Raw genomic sequence first — 23,657 nt, 5'->3', positions numbered from 1 at the left:
TTGTCGGACTCGCGAGAAACTCAGGAGCGCACTGAGATTGAGCAAACTGGCATAGAGCGAACCGGGCACAGTGCGAAGTCAGATGTCAGCCTTCGCGCAATCGTTTCGCTGGCGCTGCCAGCGTTGGGCGTTCTTGCTGCGCCCGCACTCTATGTGCTGCTGGATACGGCTGTCATCGGTCGGCTCGGAGCCGTCCAGCTTGCGGCGCTTGCTGCTGGTTCGACGGTATTTTCCGTGGTAACTACGCAGCTTACTTTCTTGGCTTACGGCACGACTGCCCGATCAGCGCGAGCCTTTGGCAGGGGCAACGTGGACGAGGCGGTCGAAGAGGGGGTGCAAGCGACGTGGGTCGCCATCTTTGTGGGCCTTAGCCTCTTTGCCATCATCGTGGGGTTGGCACCGGTATTTACCGGTTGGTTAGCTCCTCATCCGGAGGTCGCTCATGATGCCGGGCAATGGTTGCGAGTTGCTGCTTTCGCCATTCCGCTGACGTTGATTGCGCAGGCTGGAAATGGTTGGTTACGAGGTATCCAAAACACCCGCTCGCCGCTGCTATTTGTGCTCTCAGGCCTTGTTCCGGCCGCCATTGTGATTGTGCCTCTAGTCCGCGCCTTCGGTCTCGAGGGCTCTGCAATGGCCGTCCTTTTCGGCGAATTGATTACCGGCGGGCTGTTCCTCCGCAGTCTTTTCAAGGAGTGCTCTAACCGCAAGCTCTCCATGCGCCCGAATGGCGCCATTATCAAAAGCCAGCTGGTCCTCGGTCGCGATCTCATCGTTCGCTCCTTGTCCTTCCAGGTAGCGTTCCTCTCTGCCGCCGCGGTTGCTGGCCGCGTTGGGCCGACCACGCTAGGTGGGCACCAGGTCATGCTGCAACTGTGGAATCTGATCTCGTTGGTGCTCGACTCGCTAGCGATTGCTGCACAGACGCTCGTCGGTGCAGCGTTGGGCGGTAGCTCCACGGCCGTTGCCCGCTGGACTGGCAAGCGAGTTACTGTCTGGTCAAGCGTCATTGCTCTCGGCCTAGCGGCCGTCTTCGCAGTGGGTAATGCCAATATCGTCCGCATTTTTACCGACTCCATAGGCGTGATTGACGCAGTCACCGCCGGACCATGGTGGATTCTTGTCGCAATGATTCCTATCGGCGGTGTCGTCTTCGCGCTCGATGGCGTGTTGCTCGGTGCCGGCGATGCAGCCTTCCTCCGTAACGCCACCGTTAGCGCGGTCCTGTGCGGATTCCTCCCGCCGGTCTGGCTGGCTCAGGCATTTGGTTGGGGGCTGACCGGCGTATGGTGTGGTCTCTTGGCATTCATGATTCTGCGACTCATCTTTGTCGCTACCCGTTTCCGTGGAGAGAAATGGTACGGCATCAGCGCATGAGTGTGCTTGCCGACGTTCAGGAGTACCTGGCCGGGCATTTACCCGCCGGTAGCCGGCTGGTCATTGACTCCAATGCCGAGCGTCCTTTTAGTGATGCGGAATTGCAGCAGCTCCGTAGTGCTGAATTGAGGCTGTCTGATAGTGCAGCACCTGCTCGAATCCGTGATTTCACCCGAGGACGCCTCGCTGCACATGAGGCGTTGCAACGGCTAGGAGAGTCTGCCCCAGGTGGGATTGGCGTGTCGACCACTGGAGCGCCGCTGTGGCCGCGAGGAGTCGTGGGGTCAATTAGCCACTGCGACGGGGCCGTGGCAGCTGTGTCCGCGAGCGCTGAACAGCTGCAGGGGATTGGCATCGATGTCGAGGTCGAGCAGACTCTAGAGTTAGGAATCATCGATGCAGTCTTGCGCACTGACGAAGCTCGCCTGGATCCGCTGGTGCAATTTAGCGCCAAGGAATCAGTGTACAAACTCTGGGAGCCGATAGTCGGGCAGTGGCTAGACTTCGACGAAGTTTCCGTGCAACCGAGGAAGAGACGGATAGCAGCGCGAGGTTTTTCCCGAGGACTCGCAGGCGGACCTCTACAGCTAACATTTCACCGTGAGATTCCCGACGCCTTCCGCGGAGTAAAGGGCTTCTGGGCCCGCGGCGCAGGCGTCGTTGCCACCGCGGTGTGGCTCGAGCAGTGTTAAAAGCCTTGAGAAGTAGTTACAGCGTGGCCGGGCGTACCACGAAGACCGTCTTGGCCCGTTTGCCGGATTCTGTGAGCAGCGCCGGGACCTTTCCCGTCGGAGACACCGCCGCATAGACTCCAGGTTTTCCGATTGGCTCCAGCCACTTGCCCTGAGCCAAATCAGCCGCCTGCTGTTCAGTTATTTCGCGGGAATCAAAGCAACGCAGGCAGGCCGCGTCCAGACTCATCGGCAGCAAGGAAGCGGCGCGCTCCGGAAGGGGGCGTCGCATCTCAGCAATTTCTGGATTGGCGGTGTCGAATTGCTCGGCTTTCGCTGTGAGCTCGTCGATAGTCAATGCTTCTTCAATAGTGAAAACGCCGGCGGCAGTACGTCGCAGAGCGGTGAGATGACCACCGACTCCCAGTGCATCCCCCAAGTCACGAGCTAAGGCGCGGATGAAAGTGCCAGCAGAGCAGTCGACCTCCACGTCGATATCGATGCACTCCCCGGGACGGGAAGGATCGGAGTCGTGGCGGATGTCCAGAACCTCATAGCGGGTGATTGTCACCGGGCGCGCTGGGATATCGACCTTCTCGCCACGGCGGATGCGCTCGTAGGCGCGGACACCGTCAATCTTCACTGCGGATACCGCCGCAGGTTTTTGCATGATCGTGCCGGTGAACTTCGCAATTTCCTCTCGAACCATTTCATCGGTCACCGATGCCGCTGACGATTCGGAGAGCAACTCGCCTTCGGCGTCGTCGGTAAGTGTGGCAGCGCCGAGCCGAATGGTGGCTTGGTAGGACTTCGTGTCCGCGTGGACATGGGGTAGGAAACGCGTGCCGCGGCCGATGCCGAGGACGAGCACACCGGTGGCCATTGGGTCGAGGGTGCCGGAGTGGCCGACCTTCTTGGTGCGGAAGATTCGACGGAGTTTGCCCACTACATCGTGGCTTGTCCAGCCTTGGGGCTTGTCGACGATGACAATGCCGGAGTCTGCAATCGGATCGAAGTCGGTCATAGACGCAATCCTATGTTGCGCTATATGCGGTGTGTTAAACGGTGACCAGTTACACTAGCTCTTTGTGGAGATTTGGTATGGCTTGGACAATGCACCCGAAGACCTGGGGGACACGGTCGTAACCATCGGAGTGTTCGATGGTATTCATCTAGGGCATAAGCGCCTGATAGCTGCTGCGGTCAGTGACGCTCGCGCTCGTGGCGTGAAGTCGCTGTTGATGACTTTCGACCCCAACCCCGTAGCGCTGTTTGCCCCGGATAAGGTGCCGCCGGCACTGTCCACCGTGTCCCGTCGTGCCGAGCTGGCAGAAGCGGAGGGAATTGATGCCATGCTCGTCGTGCCCTTCGACAAGAACTTCTCCAGCATCCCCCCAGAAGACTTTGTACGCACCGTTATCCGCGACAAGCTGAATGCACAGGCCGTCTTTGTTGGCCAGAACTTCACCTATGGGCAGAAGGCCGCAGGTACTGCCGAGACTATGCCGGAGCACGGCCGTAAGTGTGGGGTCGACGTCACCATCGTCGACCTCCTCGACGTCACTGCCGCGGATTCGACCGAACGCGTTTCGTCGACACGTATTCGCGGTTTGCTTGCCGACGGAGCGGTGTCCGCAGCCGCCTCGTGTCTCGGGTACTTCTACCGTGTCGATGGTGACGTTATTCCCGGTCAGGGGCGTGGGGGAGCGCAGCTGGGTTTTCCGACCGCCAATATTGACTTCGCTGAGGGCTTGGCAGTCCCGGCTGATGGTGTCTACGCGGCATGGTTTACGGCTCAGCCGACGGCAGCCCGCCCGGAGCCGGACCCGAAGGGCGATATCGAGTTTGGGGTGCGCTACCCAGCAGCCGTGTCGGTGGGCACTAATGTGACCTTTGGAGACACTGATCGAACGGTCGAGGCCTACGTGATTGACCGTCACGCGGACCTCTACGGCATCGCCGGGCAGGTTGAGTTTGTCGATCGGATTCGCGGAATGGAGAAGTTCGACTCGGTCGAGGAGCTCATTGACCGGATGAACCAGGACGTAGTAGACACCGAGGCCATTTTGGCAAAGACCGATTAGCTGTTAAAGTAAAACGTCGGCTGTGACTGCGGTCCACAAGCAGTTGCGAGGAACCAGCTGCCAGACGCTGTTTGGTTCCGGGAAAGCCGAGAATGTGGACTGAAAAAACGACCATAATTTGATTCAAGGAGTTAGATTTACATGGCTTTGAACACTGCAGAAAAGGCTGAGATTCTCAAGGAGTTCGGCCTGCACGAGACCGACACCGGTTCCCCGGAGGCTCAGGTTGCACTGCTGACCGCTCGTATTCGTCAGCTGACCGAGCACCTGAAGTTCCACAAGCACGATCACCACTCTCGTCGTGGTCTGCTGCTGCTGGTCGGTCGCCGCAAGGGCCTGCTGCAGTACCTGCAGGACAATGACGTTGAGCGCTACCGTAAGCTGATCGAGCGCCTTGGTCTGCGCCGCTAAGGTTTCCCTTAAGGTCCTGTTTGTCAGAGCGTCATTGGTGTAAGTTGCTCTGTTAATTCAAGGCTTTTAAGCTTTTAGACCCGCCGTTTGGATTTCCATTGAATGGAAGCTCACGGCGGGTCTTTTTGGTCACTTGTCGTTGTGGTATTCACTCATCGATGCGCTGTAGCGTGGCCACAAGTGAATACCTCATCGACATGTGGAGGGGGCTGATCGACAGCGTGCGCATAAGTGTCGGGGCACCATCGATAAGACACGGTAATTCGTCGACAAGACACGGTAATCCATCGATGAGTGAAGAGAAGTCATCGATAAGTGCCCCCGCTCCGCAAACTCCTAGAACCCCGCGTAGGTGCAAGAACCCAGATGGCAGTGAGAGATCTCCGATCCGTCCAATACGAGAACTTTCTGCGTTAGCTGGTAGAATGCGTGACGCAAACGAAGTTCATTCGATCTTTTACAGGCGACATCGATGATCGCCGCTATTTCTAGGAGTAAGAAACCTATGGCCAACAGCAAGGCTGTTGAATTTTTCTTTGATGAGGATTTCGGTATTACCGAGGCCGTTGCTACCATCGACAATGGTGATTTCGGCACCCGCACCATTCGCTTTGAAACGGGTCAGCTGGCTCGTCAGGCCGATGGTTCGGTGACCACCTACCTGGACGAGGAGACCATGCTCCTGTCCACCGTCACCGCTTCCAACCAGCCCCGCGAGGGCTTTGACTTCTTCCCGCTGACCGTCGACGTTGAAGAGCGTATGTACGCTGCGGGCAAGATTCCGGGTTCGTTCTTCCGCCGTGAGGGCCGCCCGTCCACCGACGCCATCCTGGCATGTCGTCTGATTGACCGTCCGCTGCGCCCGACCTTCGTCAAGGGCCTGCGCAACGAGGTACAGGTTGTCGTCACCGTCATGTCCTGGGATCCGAAGGATCGCTACGACGTCGTCGCAATCAACGGCGCGTCAGCTGCAACTCAGCTTTCCGGGCTGCCGGTTTCCGGCGCTGTCGGTGGTGTCCGCATCGCGCTTGTCGCCGATGACAAGCATCCGGAGGGTGCATGGGTCGCTTTCCCGACCGAGGAGCAGCACGAGCAGGCTCTGTTCGAGATGGTCGTCGCTGGCCGCATCGTCACCCGTAAGCGTCGCGGTAAGAACGTCGAAGATGTCGCCATCATGATGGTGGAGGCCGGAGCAGGGGAGACCGTCGTCAAGCGTATTTCTGACGGCGCACCGGCACCGACTGAGGACATCGTCGCCGCGGGCCTCGAGGCTGCAAAGCCGCACATCAAGGTTCTGTGTGAGGCACAGAAGGGGCTGGGTGAGCGCGCAGCGAAGGAAACGCAGGAGTTCCCGCTGTTCCCGGCATACAGCGATGAGATTTTTGATGCAGTCGAGAAGAAGTCTGCTAAGAAGCTGGCCAAGCTGCTCACCATCCCGGGTAAGCAGGATCGAGATGACGCCACCAACGAGTACATGGAGGACGTCGAGGGGCAGCTGCTGGAGCGCTTCGTCTCCGATGATGTCGACGAGCAGGCTGCATCTAAGCAGATTCGCGCTGCATACAACGCAGTGATGAAGCAGATTGTCCGTGAGAAGATTCTGGCTGAGGGCTTCCGCATCGATGGTCGCGGTGTTACCGACATTCGTGACCTGGGCGTTGAGGTCGGCTTGATTCCGCGTGCCCACGGCTCTTCGCTGTTTGAGCGCGGCGAGACCCAGATTCTGGGTGTCACCACTTTGGACATGCTGAAGATGGAACAGCAGATTGACTCGCTGACCCCGGTTACTTCCAAGCGCTACATCCATCACTACAACTTCCCGCCGTACTCCACCGGCGAGACCGGTCGTGTTGGCTCTCCGAAGCGCCGCGAGATTGGTCACGGGGCACTGGCTGAGCGCGCTCTGCTGCCGGTCGTGCCGTCCCGTGAGGAGTTCCCGTATACCATTCGCCAGGTCTCCGAGGCCCTTGGATCTAATGGTTCGACGTCCATGGGTTCGGTCTGTGCTTCGACTCTGTCGCTGTACAACGCCGGTGTGCCGCTGAAGGCTCCGGTTGCCGGTATCGCCATGGGCCTGGTTTCCGGCGAGGTTGACGGTGAGAACCGCTTCGTCGCGCTGACCGATATCCTCGGTGCCGAGGACGCATTCGGTGACATGGACTTCAAGGTCGCTGGTACTGCGGACTTCATTACCGCACTGCAGCTGGACACCAAGCTCGACGGTATTCCGTCGAAGGTTCTGGCCGATGCCCTGTCCCAGGCTCGTGACGCACGTCTGGCCATCCTGTCCACCATGGCCGAGGTCATCGAGTCTCCGGACGAGATGAGCGGTCTTGCTCCGAAGATCACCACCGTTAAGGTTCCGGCGTCCAAGATCGGTGAGCTCATCGGCCCGAAGGGCAAGACAATCAACGGCATCACCGAGGAAACCGGTGCTGATATCTCCATCGAGGACGATGGCACCGTATTTGTCTCGGCAACTTCCGGTAAGGCTGCGGACGCTGCAATTGAGCAGATTAATGCAATCGCTAACCCGCAACTGCCGAAGGTGGGCGAGCGCTACCTGGGAACTGTCGTGAAGACTGTCGCTTTCGGTGCTTTCGTCTCCCTGACTCCGGGCCGTGACGGTCTGATTCACATTTCCAAGCTCGGTGGCGACAAGCGCATCGAGAAGGTTGAGGATGTCATCAATGTCGGCGACAAGATTCAGGTCGAAATCGCTGATATCGACAACCGCGGCAAGATTTCGTTGGTTCCAGTCGAGGACGACTAATGCTTGGCGACGGAGGATGTGCTGTATGTAGCCTCCGACAACGCGAGTAGCGATGGCGCGGTTAGGTCACAAATTGACCTAACCGCGCTTTTTGTTTTGGGTTAATCTCGGGTTTCGAAGGGATTAATTTTCGAACCCACGTGGAAGGTGATTTGCGCATGCAACTTGTCGCGCACGATCATGAATTCATCGACATTTCCGCCGGTGACTACGTCGCAAGTATTTCCCAGTTCGGTGGTGGCCCGAGATCACTGGAGTACTGTGGTCTGCCACTGCTGACAGACTATCCCAAGGGATTCAATCCACCGTTGTCCGCAGGTACGCTCCTGGCTCCGTGGCCGAACAGGGTCGCTGACGGAGTGTTTATCTTCGGTGGGGAAGTCCATCGGTTAGATATTTCGGAGCCGTCCCGGGCGAATGCTATTCACGGGTTTGTTGCAGATCGCATTTGGACCGTGGTCGATGCTGATGACAGCAGCGTCACCTTGCATGTGGAAGTTGAGCCGCAGTCGGGCTGGCCTTGGGAACTCGGTATGACCGTGCGTTGGCAAGTCACCGCTACAGACGGCCTATCGGCTGAGTTCACAGTGCATAATCGCAGCGATAGGGAGTGCCCGTTTGGTCTGGGCTGGCATCCTTACCTAAGCGCTTTGGGCGCTGATTTCGACAGTTGCACACTTCGGTTGCCCGTTGATAAAAACCTGCCACTGGAACCAATTCGAAACCTGCCCGCTGGCCCAGCGGTGCCAGCGGAGACAGTGATTCCCAGCCTTCGAGAGGGAGTATCTCTGGATGGACTGTGGCTGGATCACTGCTTCCTTGCTGCCGAGGAAACAGCCGAGAATGGCTCACCGCGCCGTCGTGAAGCGCATTTGGTTGGACCAAATGGCAAGGGTGCTGTGCTCTGGGCCGATGATGAATTCCGGTTCTTCCAGGTCTATGTTGCCGACGCTGGACGACGAGAAGGATTCCCTGGGCACGGGAATGCGATTGCGGTGGAACCAATGACATGTCCGCCAGATGCGCTCCGCTCCGGAACCGGGTTGCTGCGACTTCAGGCTGGAGAGACAAAAACTCTTGCCATGGGACTGCGCGCGGAGACGGGCGGAAAATAGTTTTACTCAGCTCAGAGGACTGCAGCCCCCTCAACTGGGTTAAATCCTTCTTAATTAATTCACCTTGAATTAAGAAAGGAAACTACACTAGGGGACGAATGTAAAAGAATAGGTCTTCCTTTGTGCAGGGTAGTGGCGATTTGCCCCTACGGTTTGCGGTAGGTCTAGCCACTTTCACGACTATTGTTGGGCGTGCGCCATATCAGGTGCCGAATTAAGGGAAATCCCTATTCGTGCATTTTCTGAATACGTATCAACCGCCTAACCGCAAGGAGGCCGTCGTGATAGTGGCGCAATCAGCCTTAAGACTCGACGCGACATGGGTGGATTACTCCATCGTTGCTCTGTACTTCCTATTCGTCCTCGGTATTGGCTGGGCTGCACGAGCCAAAGTGTCCAGCTCCATTGACTTTTTCCTCTCGGGGCGCTCACTGCCGGCTTGGGTGACGGGGTTGGCGTTCATCTCAGCCAATCTCGGTGCCGTGGAAATCGTGGGCATGTCCGCAAATGGTGTGCAATACGGTTTCCAGACCATGCACTACTTCTGGATTGGTGCCGTCCCAGCCATGGTGTTTTTGGGCATTGTCATGATGCCCTTCTACTATGGCTCCAAGGTTCGCTCAGTTCCGGAGTTCATGCTGCGTCGTTTTGGTCCCGGTGCACACCTGGTCAATGCAATCTCTTTCGCTATCGCGCAGCTGCTGATTGCAGGCATTAACCTTCTGCTTCTGGCCAAAGTGGTCAATGCGCTACTCGGCTGGCCGCTGTGGCTGACGTTGGTAGTCGCCGCAGTCATCGTGCTGTCCTACATCACGCTGGGCGGACTGTCCGCGGCAATCTACAACGAGGTACTTCAGTTCTTCGTGATTGTCGCAGCTCTGTTGCCACTGACTCTGATCGGCCTGCACAGCGTCGGCGGATGGTCCGGGCTGAAGGAAAAAGTTGCCACTGAATCGCACTTCCACACTTGGCCGGGCACGGATATTTCCGGTTTTGATAACCCCGTGATTTCCGTCATTGGACTGGTCTTTGGCCTCGGCTTCGTGCTGTCGTTTGGCTACTGGACAACCAACTTCGTGGAAGTTCAGCGCTCCATGGCCGCCGACTCACTGTCGGCCGCCCGCAAGACTCCAATCATCGGTGCTTTCCCGAAGATGTTCATCCCGTTCATCGTCGTGCTGCCGGGCATGATCGCCGGCGCCACCGTCGCACCAATCATGGATCAGACCGCCAAGCCTAACGACGCAATTCTGTACCTAATGAGAGATCTGCTTCCCAACGGCCTGCTGGGCATCGCTATTGCAGGGCTGCTAGCAGCTTTTATGGCAGGTATGGCGGCGAATATTTCCGCGTTCAATACAGTCTTTAGCTACGACATTTGGCAGACCTACGTCGTGAAGAATCGAGCAGATGATTACTACCTCAAGGTTGGCCGTATCGCTACCATTGGCGCGACCGGCATCGCAGTGTTCACCGCACTGATTGCCGATAATTTCGGCAATGTCATGGACTACTTGCAGACTCTATTCGGCTTCTTCAACGCACCGTTGTTCGCTACCTTCCTTATCGGTATGTTCTGGAAGCGCATGACGCCGACAGCAGGTTGGACGTCTCTGCTTGCAGGAACGGGCGCTGCAATCTTGTACTGGTACATCTCCGAGTTCACGTCGGCAAGCGCAACTATCTTTGAGCTACCGGGGCAGGGCACTGCGTTCGCTGCCGCCTCCGTGGCATTCGTCGTCGATATTGTGGTGGCCGTCGTCGTTTCTCTCATGACAAGGCCGAAACCCGATGAGGAGCTGGTCGGTTTCGTCAAATCCGTCACCCCAAAGGCTCACTTCACAGACGCTGCTGAGGCAGAGCTGCCATTGCTACAGCGAACTGTTCCGCTGGGTATCTTGTGCCTGGTGATGGCCGTAGTTCTCAACATCGTTTTCGCATAGGAGCTAGTGAGAAATCATGTCACGGACGCAAAACAACTCAACTGTAAAAGCGACTGTCAGCGCCGGTAAAAAGAAAGCAGGTGCCTTTGACATTCGCAACGTCATTGGGGCGATGCTTGGTCTTTACGGCATCATTTTGCTGCTATCGTGGTTGTTCCTCGATCCTGGGGTCAACCCTGAGACCAATGTTGCCAAAGAGCCGACGTATAACCTGTACAGCGGAATAGCCCTGCTCCTCTTTGCAATCGTTTTCTATGCCTGGGCAAAACTACGCCCAACGGTTGTCGAAGAATCATAAGGAGGATAAATGACAACCGACGACCAGCACTCTCACGCTTTTTCGGTAACGCGCACTACGCTTGCCGACGGTCGCGAGCTAATCTACTTCGACGATGAACCGGACTATGTCTCGGGCAAGAAGACCCGAAAATTAACCGACGAACGTGATTTGCCACAGGCGATTACAGAGTCGGAGCTGCGCCAAGATCCGCTGACAGGTGATTGGTACTGCTACGCGGCACACCGCATGAACCGCACCTTTATGCCTCCTGCTGGCGAGAACCCCTTAGCTCCGACGCTGCCGGGACAACTTCCCACAGAGGTGCCTGCCAGCGACTACGACGTGGTGGTTTTTGAAAACCGATTCCCATCGCTTTCTATGCACATGGAAGTTCCGGATGACTTTGCTCAGACTGTCGACGGCGCCGAGATTTTCCCGCGGAAGCCGGCCTTGGCTCGGTGTGAGGTTGTCTGCTTTACCCCGAATGTTTCGGACTCCTTCCGGGATCTGACTTTCACTCGTGCTCGCACCGTTATTGAAGCGTGGGCGCACCGCACTGCGGAACTCAGCAAGCTCGAAGGTGTGCGGTTGGTGTTCCCCTTTGAAAACAGGGGCAAGGAAATTGGGGTAACACTGCAGCATCCCCATGGGCAGATTTACTCCTACCCCTATCTGCCATCTCGTGCGGCGGCCATCGCTGCACGCGCGAAGGCTCACTTTGAAACCACCGGCCGCGACCTTTTTGATGATGTCCTGGAGGCCGAAAAGGCTTCAGGTCGACGAATCATCGCAGAAGGGGAGTACTTCACCGCATTCGTCCCAGCTGCAGCTAAGTGGCCAGTCGAAGTCATGCTGATGGCAAATCGCGCTGTCGGTGACTTCCAGGAGCTGACCGATGCGGAAAAGGACGAACTGGCAGCAATGTATCTTGACCTGCTGCGACGTATTGACCGATTCTTCCCCGGCATCGATAAAACGCCGTACATCGCTGCCTGGAACCAAGCTCCGGTAGGCGAGGATCACCAGTTTGGGCGCCTCCATTTGCAGCTCTATTCCATGATGCGCTCTGCAGGACGCATGAAATTCCTCGCTGGTTCAGAGTCCGGGCAAGGAGCCTGGATTTCGGATACAACACCAGAGGCAATCGCTGACCGCTTCCGGGAGCTTGGCCAGACTCGCTGGCTGCGCACTCGTCCCCATAAGCAGGCCGTATCTGATGTAACAGAGCAATTTCGGCGCAGCTTCGGTTCGGAACCACAGGGTGTCTTTCGCGCCCCAGGCAGAGTCAACCTAGTTGGCGAACATGTCGATTATGCCGATGGCATCTGTCTGCCATTCGCGTTGGCGCAGAGTACTTTTGCAGCGGTGGGTGCTCAGAATGCCAGGGACTCGTGGACAGTGCGAATCGTTTCGGACTTGATGGACAAGGACGATGCCGCAGACGGTGACAGGCCGGTTAATATCGCAATGTCCGATGTCGGTCCGAACTCTCCTGCAAATTGGACGGGATACGCAGTTGGCACTATCTGGGCTATGCGTGAGGCAGGGCTGTTGCCTGCAATTTGCCCAAGCCTTGACATTGCGATTTCTTCCGATGTGCCGGTCGGCTCTGGGTTGTCTAGCTCCGCCGCTCTGGAGTGTTCTGTCGGCGTTGCAGCCTTTGAACTCGTCCACGGTCGTGCACCAAACGATGAAGAGCAGCAGGGAATTGTTGAGGCGGCTATCCGCGCAGAAAATGAGGTCGTTGGTGCCTCTACCGGCGGTCTGGATCAGCGTATATCCATCAAGGGCAAGGAAAAACATGCACTGGCCATTGACTTTGCGAAGAGTTCTGACCAGCTTGTCAAGGCTGCTTTCGCAGACGAGGATCTAGAAATTTTGGTGATCAACACCAATGTTCGACATAGTCTCTCGGATGGTCAGTATGCGACGCGTCGCGGAATCATTGATGCCGTGAAAAATGGTGTTGGGGCATCTGATTTCCGCGGCCTGGATGATGCAGTTGGTGCTGCTATCAATTGGGCGAAGGAGAACGTCCCAGCTGAGGCAGATAGGGATCAGTGGGTTGATACGGTGGCGCGCCGAGTGCGTCACGTTGTTACCGAAATTGACCGGACGGCACAGGCGATTGAAAAGCTTTCCGAGGGGGACTTCGAGGCTTTTGGCACTTTGATGGTGGCAAGCCATCTTTCGCTGAGGGATGACTACGAAGTTTCCTGTCCAGAGCTGGATATTGCTGTAGACGTAGCGCTTGAGCAGGGCGCGCTCGGTGCCCGAATGACTGGCGGTGGCTTTGGTGGCAGTGCCATTGCGCTGCTGCCACACGACCGTGTCAATGCTGCAGCGAATGCAGTTGCGTCGGCTTTCCGTGACCGAGGAATGCCGGAACCGGAGTTTTTCGTTGGAAATCCGGGGCCGGGAGCAAGCCGCCTAGTCTAGGCGGTATTACTCCCGGTCTCGGGGGGGCTACTGCAATGCGATCTTCTTCCGCTGCGGCTTGAGCAGCGTGGTCAGGAATATCAGCACCACGCCAAGCCCCGCGGCGGTAAACATCGCAATGCTATAGCCACGAATCAGGTCGGCGGTTGCAGGAGCTGCTGCACCAGCGCCGGAAAGACCCGCGGCAATGACAGTCGACAGTGCGACAAAAAGTGCAGTACCAACCGCGCCTGCAACCTGCTGCAGCGTGTTCAGGATCGCTGAGCCATCCGGGTAGAGGTTCTTGGGAAGATCGCCAAGGCCGAATGTGAACAGTGGAGTAAACAGCAGGCCCAGACCGATCTCAAAGACGATGTGGCAGGCGACAATCCACCACAGCGGAGTGGACGCCGAGATAAAGCCGAGCCCGAAGAGACCGAGGGCGAGAACAATAGAACCAGGGATTGCCAGCGGACGCGGACCGTAGGTGTCGAAAAGGCGGCCAACAGTCGGACCCATAAGCCCCATAATCAGCGGGCCGGGCATCACAATTAGTCCAATGGTCTTGACATCAACACCGCGCAGGTTGAGGTAGAGCGGCAGAATGATGATCACACCGAACATCAGCATAAAGCCGAAAGTCAGGATGGTTGTGGACAGTGTGAAGCTCTTGGTACGGAAGGTCCGAAGGTCCAGCAGAGCTCGGTTTCGTGGTGCCAAGCGGCGCTGACGCATGATGAAGAGCACCAGTAGCACGATTCCGGCTGCGCAGAGGATTCCGTCGATAAGCGAAAATTCGGCACCCACACGGCTGAGCGCATACACGAGCGGACCGAATGCGCCTGCGCTGAGGAACACCGAGAGAATATCGATGGGCTTGGCGGAGTTTTCCTCGATGTTGGGCACGAGGATGACACCGACCACGAGCACAATCAGGCCGAGCGGCAGCATCGTGTCGAAGAGCGCATGCCAATTGTTGTTTGCAATCTCCAGAATTAAACCGGAGAAAGTGGGGCCGATAGCAGGTGCGACGGCGATGACTATGCTCATGCGTCCCATCATGCGACCGCGCTCATGTTCCGGTACCACATTGAGAACCGTGGTCATCAGTAGTGGCAGCAACACTGCGGTGCCGGAGGCTTGAACAACGCGTGCGAGCAGCACGATTGCAAAACCTGGCGCGAAGGCACCAATGAGAGTGCCTACGACAAATAGCCCCTGGCTGATGGCGAAAAGAGTGCGGAAGCGCACTGAGGCAATGAGAAATCCAGTGACTGGAATGACAACAGCCATGGTCAGCAGGAATGCCGTTGTCAGCCATCCGGCAGTCGCTGCGCTGATGTTAAGGTCCGCCTTAACGACGGGAATTGCGACACTCATGACCGTCTCGTTCAAGATAGCCATAAATGCCGCAGCTAGTAGCACATAAATGGCCATGTAAGCGTTTTTCGGCGCTTTGGCCTGTGCTGCTTCCGAACTTGGGCTCAATTCGGAATCTTCAGATTCAGAAACCAAGAGAAGTCACTTTCTAGATATAGGTACTGAAAAAGTAATTTTCAAAGATGTTGCGGCTTAGCGCAAGAAAATCCCCATCGTAAGCCGACAAAACGGCAAAGCCGACGGGGGGCATTGGCACACATGTTGCCCAACACATTCTAAGGTAAGGGATAGAGATGAACCCGTTGGGAAAGGACAAGAGAGCTGTGAGCAATATCAAGGTCGGCGTACTTGGCGCCAAGGGCAAGGTAGGGTCCACCATCTGCGAGGCAGTTGATGCCGCCGAAGATTTGGAGCTGGCAGCGGGTCTCGACTCGGGCGATGACCTGAATGAACTTGTCACCGCTGGTGTGCAGACCATTGTTGACTTTACTCAGCCCGACGCTGTGATGGGCAATCTTGAGTTCTGTATTAAGAATGGCATCAACGCCGTCGTGGGTACCACGGGCTTTACCAAGGAGCGCCTCGATCAGGTGCAGCGCTGGCTTGACGACGCCGACGGTGCCGCCAATGTCCTTGTTGCACCGAACTTCGCAATCTCTGCAGTATTGACCATGAAGATGGCAGAGCTAGCCGCTCCGTACTTCGAGTCCGCTGAAGTTATCGAAATGCACCATCCTTTTAAAAAGGATGCCCCCTCGGGCACCGCTATCCACACTGCTGAGGCTATTGCCCGTGCTCGCAAGGAAGCAGGCATGGGGGAGCAGCCCGATGCCACTGAACAGACGCTCGAGGGCGCTCGCGGTTCTGATGTGGAGGGCATTCCGGTACACGCAGTACGCATGACCGGTTCGGTGGCTCACGAGACCGTTATCTTCGGCGCTGAAGGACAGTCGCTCACGATCAAGCAGGACTCCTACTCGCGCACCAGCTTTGTGCCGGGTGTGCTGCTGGGCGTGCGTAAAATTGAGGATTTTCCGGGCCTGACTGTGGGGCTGGAGCCGTTCCTGGGACTGTAATTGCCAGGAGTTCACTGAAAATGTCTGAAAACGTCACTCTCAAGGCGCAACTGATTGCCTCGACCAATTTCTTCCCACCTGAGGACATCGACTTTGATACCGATGCCGACGGTGGGGAAGCATTAATTGAGTTCTCTGGCCGGGCTTGTTATGAAACGTGGGACAAGCCCAATCCGCGAACTGCGACGAATAGGGGATATCTGCGGCATGTGCTCGAGGTAGGCCACACCTCACTTTTTGAACACGCAAGTGCAAGCATCTATGTCCGTGGGCTGTCGCGCTCGTGTGCACATGAACTCACACGGCACCGTCACTTTTCCTTTTCGCAGTTGTCGCAGCGGTTTGTGCCGGCTAGTTCCAACAATGTTGTGGTTCCTCCCGCAATTGCGGAGGACCCGGATCTATTGCGAGTTTTCGAAAGCGCGGTTGATCAGTCCCGTTTCGCCTATGGTGAGTTATTAGACGCACTGGAAGAGAAGTGGGCCGATGAGCCCAACGCTATCTTGCGGCGAAAGCAGGCACGCCAGGCAGCCCGGGCGGTTTTGCCCAATGCCACCGAAACTCGAATCGTGATTACTGGTAATTTCCGGTCTTGGCGCCACTTCATTTCGATGCGTGCGACCGAGCATGCCGATGCTGAAATTCGGGAGTTGGCGGTGGCTTGTCTGCGGGAGCTGCAGCGCTGCGCTCCTGTTGCTTTTGGGGATTTTGAGATCAACACTCTGAAGGATGGGTCGGTCGTCGCGTCGAGTCCTTACGCCTTCGAGGGGTAATCGCACGTACAGTGTGAAGATATAGTCGATTGAGATTTTTAAGAAAAGGTAGTCAACAATGAGCACAGGAATTGCGTCAACTCGCGGTGCTGACATTTTCGGCACTGTCGCCGTAGCTATGGTGACCCCTTTTGATAAGGACGGAAACCTCGATGTCAAGGCAGGTGTGCAGCTCGCTGGGCATCTTGTAGACGGCGGCTGCGATGCACTCATTCTGGCCGGTACTACTGGCGAGTCGCCTACTACGACCGTTGAGGAAAAGCTTGAGCTTCTCCGAGCTGTCCGCGCAGAGATGGGCGATAAGGTCAAGCTTGTGGCCGGTGCCGGCACCAATGACACGGCCGGGTCCATTGAGCTGGCAAAGGCTTCTGTGGAGGCGGGCGCGGATGCGCTGCTCGTCGTCACGCCGTATTACTCCAAGCCGTCCCAGGAGGGCCTGTACCGCCACTTTACGGCGGTGGCCGACGCAACCGAGGCTCCGGTGTGCCTGTATGACATTCCGCCGCGTTCGGTTATTCCGATTGAAGTTGATACCATTTACCGGTTGGCGGAGCACCCGAGAATCCAGGCTGTTAAGGACGCCAAGGGGGACTTGGGAGCTGCCGCCGGCATTATCGCTAATACTGATTTGGCGTGGTACTCCGGTGACGATGTGCTGAACCTTCCGTGGCTGTCGATTGGCGCCACCGGGTTCATTTCCGTTATTGGACATGCAGCCCCGCAGCTGCTGGCTGAGGTGCGCTCTTGCTTTGACAAGGGAGACCTTGCTGGTGCGCAGGCTGCCCACGCGAAGATGACTCCGCTGTTTGCCGCTCAGGCTGCACTTGGCGGTGTAAGTTTTGCTAAGTCCGCTCTGCGTCTGCAGGGCATTGAGATAGGAGATCCACGCTTGCCGCAAATTGCAGCAAATGACCAGCAGCTTGAGGTGCTTGAAGAAGCTATGCGGAAGGCAGGTGTTCTGTAGTGGCTGAAGGACGCAATCGCGCCCGCAAGGTAACTCGTAAGGCCGGTCCGCCTTCCGAGTCTGACGTGGCTGCAGCAGAGCAGTCCAAGAACTCTGCATCCAAGGGCTCCGACAAGGGTGGAGCTAATTCCAACGGCTCGAAGTCCTCGCAGCGTTCCGAGCGCTCTGAGCGTTCCGGTGATCGTAAGAACGCCGGCAACGCTAAGAAGTCCCAAGGTTCGTCGAATTCTTCCAACCGCGGTTCTCGTGGTGGTCGCGGTGGCCGTGGCGGTAACCGCGGAAATAATTCGCGGGGTGGCCGTGGCGGGCGTGGCGGTAACCGTCGTAACGTAGTGCAGTCGATGCAGGGTGCAGACTTGACGCAACGTCTGCCCGCGCCGCCAAAGGCCCCCAAGGACGGTCTGCGCGTGGTCGCGCTGGGTGGTATTTCCGAAATCGGTCGCAATATGACCGTGTTGGAGTACAAAAACCGACTGATTATCGTCGACTGTGGCGTGCTGTTCCCGAGCTCGGATGAGCCGGGTGTTGACCTGATTCTGCCTGACTTCTCCTACATGGAAGACAAGTGGGATCGCGTGGAAGCTCTCGTGGTCACCCACGGTCACGAGGATCACATCGGTGCTATCCCTTGGTTGCTCAAGCAGCGCGCGGACATCCCGATTATTGCTTCCCGCTTTACCTTGGCACTGATTCAGGCCAAGACACAGGAGCACCGTCAGCGCCCGAAGGTCATCGAGGTCAACGATACCAGCCACATTCAGCGTGGTCCGTTCGATCTGCGTTTCTTCAATGTCAACCACTCGATTCCGGAGTGCCTTGGCATCGTCATTAAGACCGGAGCTGGCATGGTTGTCCACACCGGTGACGTGAAGATGGACCAGACCCCGCCGGACGGAAAGCCGACTGACCTGCCGGCGCTGAGCCGCTACGGTGATGAGGGAATCGACCTCTTCTTGTGTGAGTCCACCAACGCCACAATCCCGGGCTTCTCCGGTTCCGAGGCGGAGTTGGCTCCGACCCTGCGTCGTCTGATTATGGACGCAAAGCAGCGCGTTATCGTCGCGGCCTTCGCGTCGAATGTCTACCGCGTTCAGGCTGTTATCGATGCAGCTGTCCAGTCTGGACGAAAGGTCGCGTTCAACGGCCGCTCCATGATTCGCAACATGCGTATCGCGCAGGAGTTGGGTCTGCTGACCGCGCCAGAGAACACCATCGTGGAGATGAACGAGGCCGCTCGCATGGCGCCCCACAAGGTCGTGCTGGTGACTACCGGTACGCAGGGTGAGCCAATGGCTGCGCTGTCTCGCATGGCCCGTCGTGAGCACCGTCAGATTACCGTCCGTGATGGCGACCTGATTATCCTCAGTTCTTCGCTGGTACCGGGTAATGAAGAGGCGGTCTTCGGCGTTATTAACATGTTGGCCCAGATTGGTGCCACGGTTATCACTGGCAAGGATGCCAAGGTTCACACCTCCGGTCACGGGTTTGCCGGCGAGCTGCTGTTCCTCTACAACGCAGCCCGTCCGTCGAATGTCATGCCAATTCACGGTGAGTGGCGCCACATTCGTGCCAACAAGGAACTGGCTGTGTCCACTGGTGTGAAGCCAGAAAACGTTGTCCTCGCTCAGAACGGTGTGGTTGTCGACCTCGTTGACGGCCGCGCTCGTGTAGTTGGCCAGGTTCCGGTTGGTAACCTCTACGTTGATGGCGTCACCATGGGTGACGTCGACGCTGACGTGCTGGCAGACCGTGCTGAAATGCGTGAAGGTGGTCTTATCACCGTCACAGCCGTCATTGATAACCGCACTGGTCGTCCGTTGGAGAAGCCACGGGCTCAGGCTCGCGGTTACTCGGACGACGCCAAGGAAGTGCTCGCAACCGTCGAGCAGGTAGTTGACGATACTCTCTTTGACCTGGCTGGCAGTGGCGAGAACAATCCATACCGTATGGCTCAGGAAGTTCGTCGCCGCACCGAGCGCGTCATTAACCAGAAATGGCGTCGCAGCCCGATGGTTGTTCCGACCATCGTGCCGATGTCCTCAGAGGCAGCCGAAGAGGTCACCGATGAGGAAATCAAGGAGTCGCGCGAAAGCATCTAAGTTTCTAGAGGGTCTTTTAGCGTAAGAGCCCGCATCCACCTAAAGCCGTGTGGATGCGGGCTTCTCCGTGCCTGGTCTAGTCTGGAGCTATGACTTTTGCTGAACGGGAACGTGAAGACCTAGCTAATCTACTGCTCAGCGTCGGTCCCGACGCACCGACCTTGTGCGAGGGCTGGACAACCCGGGATTTGGCCAACCACCTTTACATTCGCGAAAACCGTCTGGATGCCGCTGGCGGGATGTTCGTCAAGGTGCTTTCGGAACGCCTCGATGCTGTTACCGCTGAGGTCAATCGAATGCCCTACGTCGAAGTGGTGGGGAAGTGGGGCAGTGGTGCTCCGCGATGGAATCCAATGAACTGGGCAGACCGCTACGTCAACACTGCGGAGAACTTCGTTCACCACGAGGATGTCCGTCGTGCCCAGGAAGGTTGGACCGTTCGTCAGCTACCACCCTCCGGAGTTTCAGACCTGTGGCGCCTGGTCACTACTGCCGGCCGTATGATGTTGCGCGGGTCGACCTCGACCGTGGTGCTAATGCGCGACGACGGGGTTGCGGTGACCCTAATCGACAACAGCGCTAAAGGTGCTCCGGTTGTGACTGTCCGCGGTAGCGTCGGGGAACTGGTGTTGTGGCTCTATGGCCGTGACGAGGTACGCGTCACCATCGACGGCGACGAATCGGGCATCAAGCGCAACAGCCTTTAAGATCGCGTTCTCAGTTCTGGACGGTCGTGGCAGCCCACCTGTTAAACAATGACATGCGTGTGACTAATGTGAAAACGATCCGGTGTTAGCTGTAAGGTAATGGTCATGTCTGCGACCAGCCGAACCAGAACTGACAATCGTCGTGGATCTTCCCGCTCTGCGGAGACAGATGCCACGCGGCGATACCCCGTGCACAGTGCCACGGAGGAATTCGAGCGCACTCCTAGCGCCATGTCGTTCGTGGGCAATAGCTTGGCCAGCGCCTGGACTGAAACTGCCCGCGGCGTGGCCGGTCTTGCCCGTCGGGTAGGCGGTCGCAAAAATAAGCGAGATGAAGAGGAGAATATGTCGCGGCGCGAAAGTGACGCCGATTTTTCGACGAAGCCCCGTAGGAAGCGTCGTAAAGCTGCTAGCGGCTATGACGATGTAATTGAACCGCCGGCACAGGCCTCCGTGCCAGCTGACGAGTTCGACGCAGACTTCGATGAGGGTGGCGATCCGGGATCGAAGGATGGCCTCGCACTACTCGTGCTGGCGTTGGCGATTGTGCTCGCTGGCTCGACATGGTTCCACCTGGCAGGGCCAGTGGGGGAGTTCATTGAAACGGCAGTGCGCACGCTCATTGGTATCGGCGCTTTTGTACTTCCGGTGCTGCTCGGTGTTGTTTCCGTATTAATGATGCTGGATGCTATGCCACGCCGTGAACGTCTGACACCTACCATCACTGGAGCTTCGCTGATCGTGGTGGGGCTGCTCGCAATTGTGCATATCGGCTCGGGTCGTCCTGCGGACTGGCAGGGGCGACGTGCAGCCGGTGGCGCAATTGGTGGCTATATCGGTTCGCCGCTAGCAGCCGGGTTTACCTCGTGGGTCGCCGTGGTTTTGTTGCTGGGTATCGTTTTTTACGGCGCTCTGGTGCTCTCTGGCGCGACGGTGCGCCAGCTTATCGATGCCACTAAGGAATACTTCAATTTTTCCGAATGGTCTTCGCGTCGTGCCGGCGACGAGGCGGAATCGGACGATCCTTACGGCAATGTCGATGACATGCTGGAACGTCGTGCGAGCTGGGATTCCGATACCGCATATGCCGATGAGGACTTTGACCAGCCGACGCAGCTAATTGAGCGTCGGCCAAGCCACAGCAGCCGCACGCAACATTCCTCGTCTCGTTCGACCGATCGCTCTGCTTACCGAGCGCCTCGTCGTGGCGCGGATAGCCGTATGTCCGCACCCGAACCCGCGCCTTACGACGAACCGGATACTGACGGTAACCTCTACGATCTTTTGAACGAAGAGCCGCAGAGGAACCGACAGGCTCCGCGACGTGCCCGTCAGGTTGAGGATGTCGACTACGACTCGGCAAAGACCACAGTGTTCGATGTCCGGAATGGGGCACCGCACTCCAATCGAGTTTCCCCAGTGGAGCCGGCGTTTCCGGCAGCTGAGTACGTGGAGGAAACTCAGTCGGATGCAGTACATCGCGACACCGCTGAGACAGAATCGACTATTCCAGCTGTCGGGGGCACGAACTACCACGCTGTCGACGAGGATTATGACGAGTACTCCGAGTACCCGACGCAGGAGGCTGCTGCAGCTAGTAACAGCGAACGGAATTGTGTTTCCGATTCCCGAGCTCCGAAACAGCCCGCTGTTCAACCTGAGGTCGTAGAGCCGGCGAGCGCGCCGCAGGGCGAGTCGTCTGTCGATGATTCGCGGGATGCAGTGTCTGAGGCTACCCGCCGCACAATGGATGCCATTGCCGCTCGTTCTGGTATCGATGCCTCTAAGATTCCGGCCACAACTCCGAAGTCTGAATTGGAAAAGGATGCCGAGGGTACTTCCGGTTCGTCGGCACGCACGCCGGAATCTGACTATCACCTGCCATCGACTAACTTGTTGATTCCAGGTGAGCGTCCCAAGACACGTACGGCGACGAACGACCGCATGATCGAGGCGATTACTGAAGTATTCGCAGAATTCAAGGTCGATGCTGCGGTGACTGGTTTCTCTCGCGGTCCGACGGTGACTCGCTACGAGGTCGAGCTTGGCCCGGGCGTGAAGGTCTCGAAGATCACGAACCTGCAGTCCAACATTGCCTACGCGGTAGCGACCGACAATGTCCGCTTACTGACTCCGATTCCGGGGAAGTCGGCCGTTGGTATCGAGGTGCCGAACAACGACCGTGAGATGGTTCGGCTTGCCGACGTACTCAACGCGCCCAAGACCGTTGCGAACGATGACCCGATGCTGATTGGTCTCGGTAAGGATATTGAGGGCGAGTTTATCTCGCACTCCATCCAGAAAATGCCGCACCTTCTCGTTGCCGGTTCGACCGGTTCGGGTAAGTCCGCATTCGTAAACTCGATGTTGGTGTCACTGCTGACTCGTGCGACCCCGGAGGATGTCCGCCTGATTCTGGTGGACCCGAAGATGGTCGAGCTGACTCCATATGAGGGGATTCCTCACCTCATTACGCCAATCATTACTCAGCCGAAGAAGGCCGCGGCGGCTCTGCAGTGGCTGGTTGAAGAGATGGAACAGCGCTACATGGACATGAAGGCCGCCCGCGTCCGTCACATCAAGGACTTCAACCGTAAGGTCAAGTCCGGTGAGATTACGACCCCACTTGGCTCGGAGCGCGAGTACCGTCCGTACCCGTACATTGTCTGTGTCGTTGACGAGTTGGCAGACCTGATGATGACCGCACCCCGCGATATCGAAGATGCGATTGTGCGCATCACGCAAAAGGCCCGTGCCGCCGGTATCCACTTGGTGCTGGCTACGCAGCGTCCGTCTGTGGATGTGGTCACCGGCTTGATTAAGACGAACGTGCCATCGAGACTGGCATTCGCTACCTCGTCGCTCACGGACTCCCGCGTCATTCTTGACCAGGGCGGTGCTGAAAAGCTCATTGGTATGGGCGATGGCCTGTTCATCCCACAGGGTGCAGGCAAGCCGCGACGTCTTCAGGGCGCCTTCGTCACAGACGAAGAGATTCAGGCAGTAGTCGATGCAGCTAAGGCGCAGGCCGAGCCGGATTACACCGAGGGAGTCACGGAGGATAAGAGCGCTGAGGCTGAGCGCAACATTGACCCTGATATCGGAGATGACCTGGAAGATTTGCTTCAGGCAGTCGAGCTGGTGGTCACCGCACAGCACGGGTCGACCTCGATGTTGCAGCGCAAGATGCGAGTCGGTTTCGCCAAGGCCGGTCGACTGATGGATCTGATGGAAACTCGCGGAGTGGTTGGACCGTCAGAGGGATCTAAGGCACGTGAGGTGCTGGTCAAGCCAGAGGAGCTCGAAACCATTAAGTGGATGCTCAAGGGCGCAAACCCGGAGGATGCTCCTAAGGAAGAAGTAAACGTAGTCGACGCGGATCCGAATCAATCTATGGCGTAGGACGACCCAGCCTTACCGCCGTTTCTGATTGCGTGTATAGTCGGCACACGTGGAGGGGAGTATCCCCGGTAAAAGCGGATGTTTTCCGCTAGCCCGTGACGGTTATCGTCAGCACGGATTGGACGCACAGACTCGTCTTGTGCACATCGAATCCCGGTACCGTCACTTTTGCCACTATGGCAGA

General features: G+C 57.4%; 17 protein-coding genes. 15 read left to right on the top strand and 2 right to left on the bottom strand.

Translation table 11 applies throughout. The features are described from left to right. A complete protein-coding gene (locus tag HMPREF2651_RS01905) occupies positions 1 to 1,377 on the top strand; it encodes an MATE family efflux transporter (RefSeq protein WP_080972860.1) in 1,377 nt (458 codons plus the stop codon). After that, positions 1,356 to 2,069 carry a 4'-phosphopantetheinyl transferase family protein gene (locus tag HMPREF2651_RS01900; RefSeq protein WP_038628715.1) on the top strand — a complete coding sequence of 238 codons (714 nt, stop codon included), beginning with the start codon at positions 1,356 to 1,358 and terminating at the stop codon, positions 2,067 to 2,069. Before HMPREF2651_RS01905 ends, HMPREF2651_RS01900 begins: the two co-directional genes overlap by 22 nt. A gap of 16 nt (positions 2,070 to 2,085) precedes the next feature. Here HMPREF2651_RS01900 and truB read toward each other — a convergent pair whose 3' ends face one another. Further along, a complete protein-coding gene (gene truB / locus HMPREF2651_RS01895; RefSeq protein ID WP_049181204.1) occupies positions 2,086 to 3,072 on the bottom strand; it encodes a tRNA pseudouridine(55) synthase TruB in 987 nt (328 codons plus the stop codon). Positions 3,073 to 3,136: 64 nt separating this feature from the next. Between truB and HMPREF2651_RS01890 the strand changes: the two genes are divergently transcribed. The 7 genes from HMPREF2651_RS01890 (at position 3,137) to galK (ending at position 13,093) form a co-directional block, all read left to right on the top strand. Then, positions 3,137 to 4,132, top strand: coding sequence for a bifunctional riboflavin kinase/FAD synthetase (locus HMPREF2651_RS01890; protein WP_038628719.1), 996 nt, complete (start codon positions 3,137 to 3,139; stop codon positions 4,130 to 4,132). Positions 4,133 to 4,273: 141 nt separating this feature from the next. Beyond that, positions 4,274 to 4,543: a 30S ribosomal protein S15 gene (gene rpsO / locus HMPREF2651_RS01885; RefSeq protein WP_016422594.1), complete on the top strand. Its 270-nt coding sequence runs from the start codon at positions 4,274 to 4,276 to the stop codon at positions 4,541 to 4,543. A 505-nt stretch (positions 4,544 to 5,048) separates the two neighbouring features. Next, entirely contained in the window at positions 5,049 to 7,316 is a 2,268-nt protein-coding gene (locus HMPREF2651_RS01880; protein WP_049181205.1) for a polyribonucleotide nucleotidyltransferase, read from the top strand. A gap of 158 nt (positions 7,317 to 7,474) precedes the next feature. Continuing rightward, a complete protein-coding gene (locus HMPREF2651_RS01875) occupies positions 7,475 to 8,431 on the top strand; it encodes an aldose 1-epimerase family protein (RefSeq protein WP_049181206.1) in 957 nt (318 codons plus the stop codon). Between the two features lie 281 nt (positions 8,432 to 8,712). Beyond that, positions 8,713 to 10,374, top strand: a complete 1,662-nt coding sequence (locus HMPREF2651_RS01870; RefSeq protein ID WP_187402601.1) for a sodium:solute symporter family protein — start codon at positions 8,713 to 8,715, stop codon at positions 10,372 to 10,374. Between the two features lie 16 nt (positions 10,375 to 10,390). Beyond that, entirely contained in the window at positions 10,391 to 10,672 is a 282-nt protein-coding gene (locus tag HMPREF2651_RS01865; protein ID WP_038628733.1) for a hypothetical protein, read from the top strand. Positions 10,673 to 10,681: 9 nt separating this feature from the next. Beyond that, the gene (gene galK, locus HMPREF2651_RS11195) at positions 10,682 to 13,093 is read left to right on the top strand and encodes a galactokinase (protein ID WP_080972861.1); all 2,412 of its coding nucleotides are present in this window, start codon (positions 10,682 to 10,684) and stop codon (positions 13,091 to 13,093) included. A gap of 27 nt (positions 13,094 to 13,120) precedes the next feature. On the opposite strand, the gene HMPREF2651_RS01855 is transcribed toward galK, so the two are convergent. Further along, positions 13,121 to 14,509: a DHA2 family efflux MFS transporter permease subunit gene (locus tag HMPREF2651_RS01855; RefSeq protein ID WP_235191250.1), complete on the bottom strand. Its 1,389-nt coding sequence runs from the start codon at positions 14,507 to 14,509 to the stop codon at positions 13,121 to 13,123. Between the two features lie 266 nt (positions 14,510 to 14,775). Here HMPREF2651_RS01855 and dapB point away from each other — a divergent pair, with 266 nt between their 5' ends. The 6 genes from dapB to HMPREF2651_RS01825 all read left to right on the top strand — a co-directional run bounded on the left by dapB (position 14,776) and on the right by HMPREF2651_RS01825 (position 23,473). Continuing rightward, a complete protein-coding gene (dapB, locus tag HMPREF2651_RS01850; protein WP_080972862.1) occupies positions 14,776 to 15,528 on the top strand; it encodes a 4-hydroxy-tetrahydrodipicolinate reductase in 753 nt (250 codons plus the stop codon). A 20-nt stretch (positions 15,529 to 15,548) separates the two neighbouring features. Continuing rightward, a complete protein-coding gene (gene thyX / locus HMPREF2651_RS01845) occupies positions 15,549 to 16,301 on the top strand; it encodes an FAD-dependent thymidylate synthase (protein WP_038628740.1) in 753 nt (250 codons plus the stop codon). A 58-nt stretch (positions 16,302 to 16,359) separates the two neighbouring features. Continuing rightward, positions 16,360 to 17,265 carry a 4-hydroxy-tetrahydrodipicolinate synthase gene (dapA, locus tag HMPREF2651_RS01840; RefSeq protein ID WP_038628744.1) on the top strand — a complete coding sequence of 302 codons (906 nt, stop codon included), beginning with the start codon at positions 16,360 to 16,362 and terminating at the stop codon, positions 17,263 to 17,265. Then, the gene (locus tag HMPREF2651_RS01835; protein WP_049181210.1) at positions 17,265 to 19,364 is read left to right on the top strand and encodes a ribonuclease J; all 2,100 of its coding nucleotides are present in this window, start codon (positions 17,265 to 17,267) and stop codon (positions 19,362 to 19,364) included. Before dapA ends, HMPREF2651_RS01835 begins: the two co-directional genes overlap by 1 nt. A gap of 89 nt (positions 19,365 to 19,453) precedes the next feature. Next, complete coding sequence (locus HMPREF2651_RS01830) at positions 19,454 to 20,071, top strand: TIGR03085 family metal-binding protein (RefSeq protein WP_049181211.1); 618 nt, start codon at positions 19,454 to 19,456, stop codon at positions 20,069 to 20,071. Positions 20,072 to 20,176: 105 nt separating this feature from the next. Next, complete coding sequence (locus HMPREF2651_RS01825) at positions 20,177 to 23,473, top strand: DNA translocase FtsK (RefSeq protein ID WP_070585976.1); 3,297 nt, start codon at positions 20,177 to 20,179, stop codon at positions 23,471 to 23,473. Positions 23,474 to 23,657 lie beyond the last annotated feature (184 nt).

This window comes from Corynebacterium sp. HMSC063A05, from assembly GCF_001809695.1.
Classification (GTDB): Bacteria; Actinomycetota; Actinomycetes; order Mycobacteriales; family Mycobacteriaceae; genus Corynebacterium; species Corynebacterium amycolatum.
Note: the sequence above shows the minus strand (reverse complement) of the source record. Positions and strands in the feature narration are given on the sequence as shown.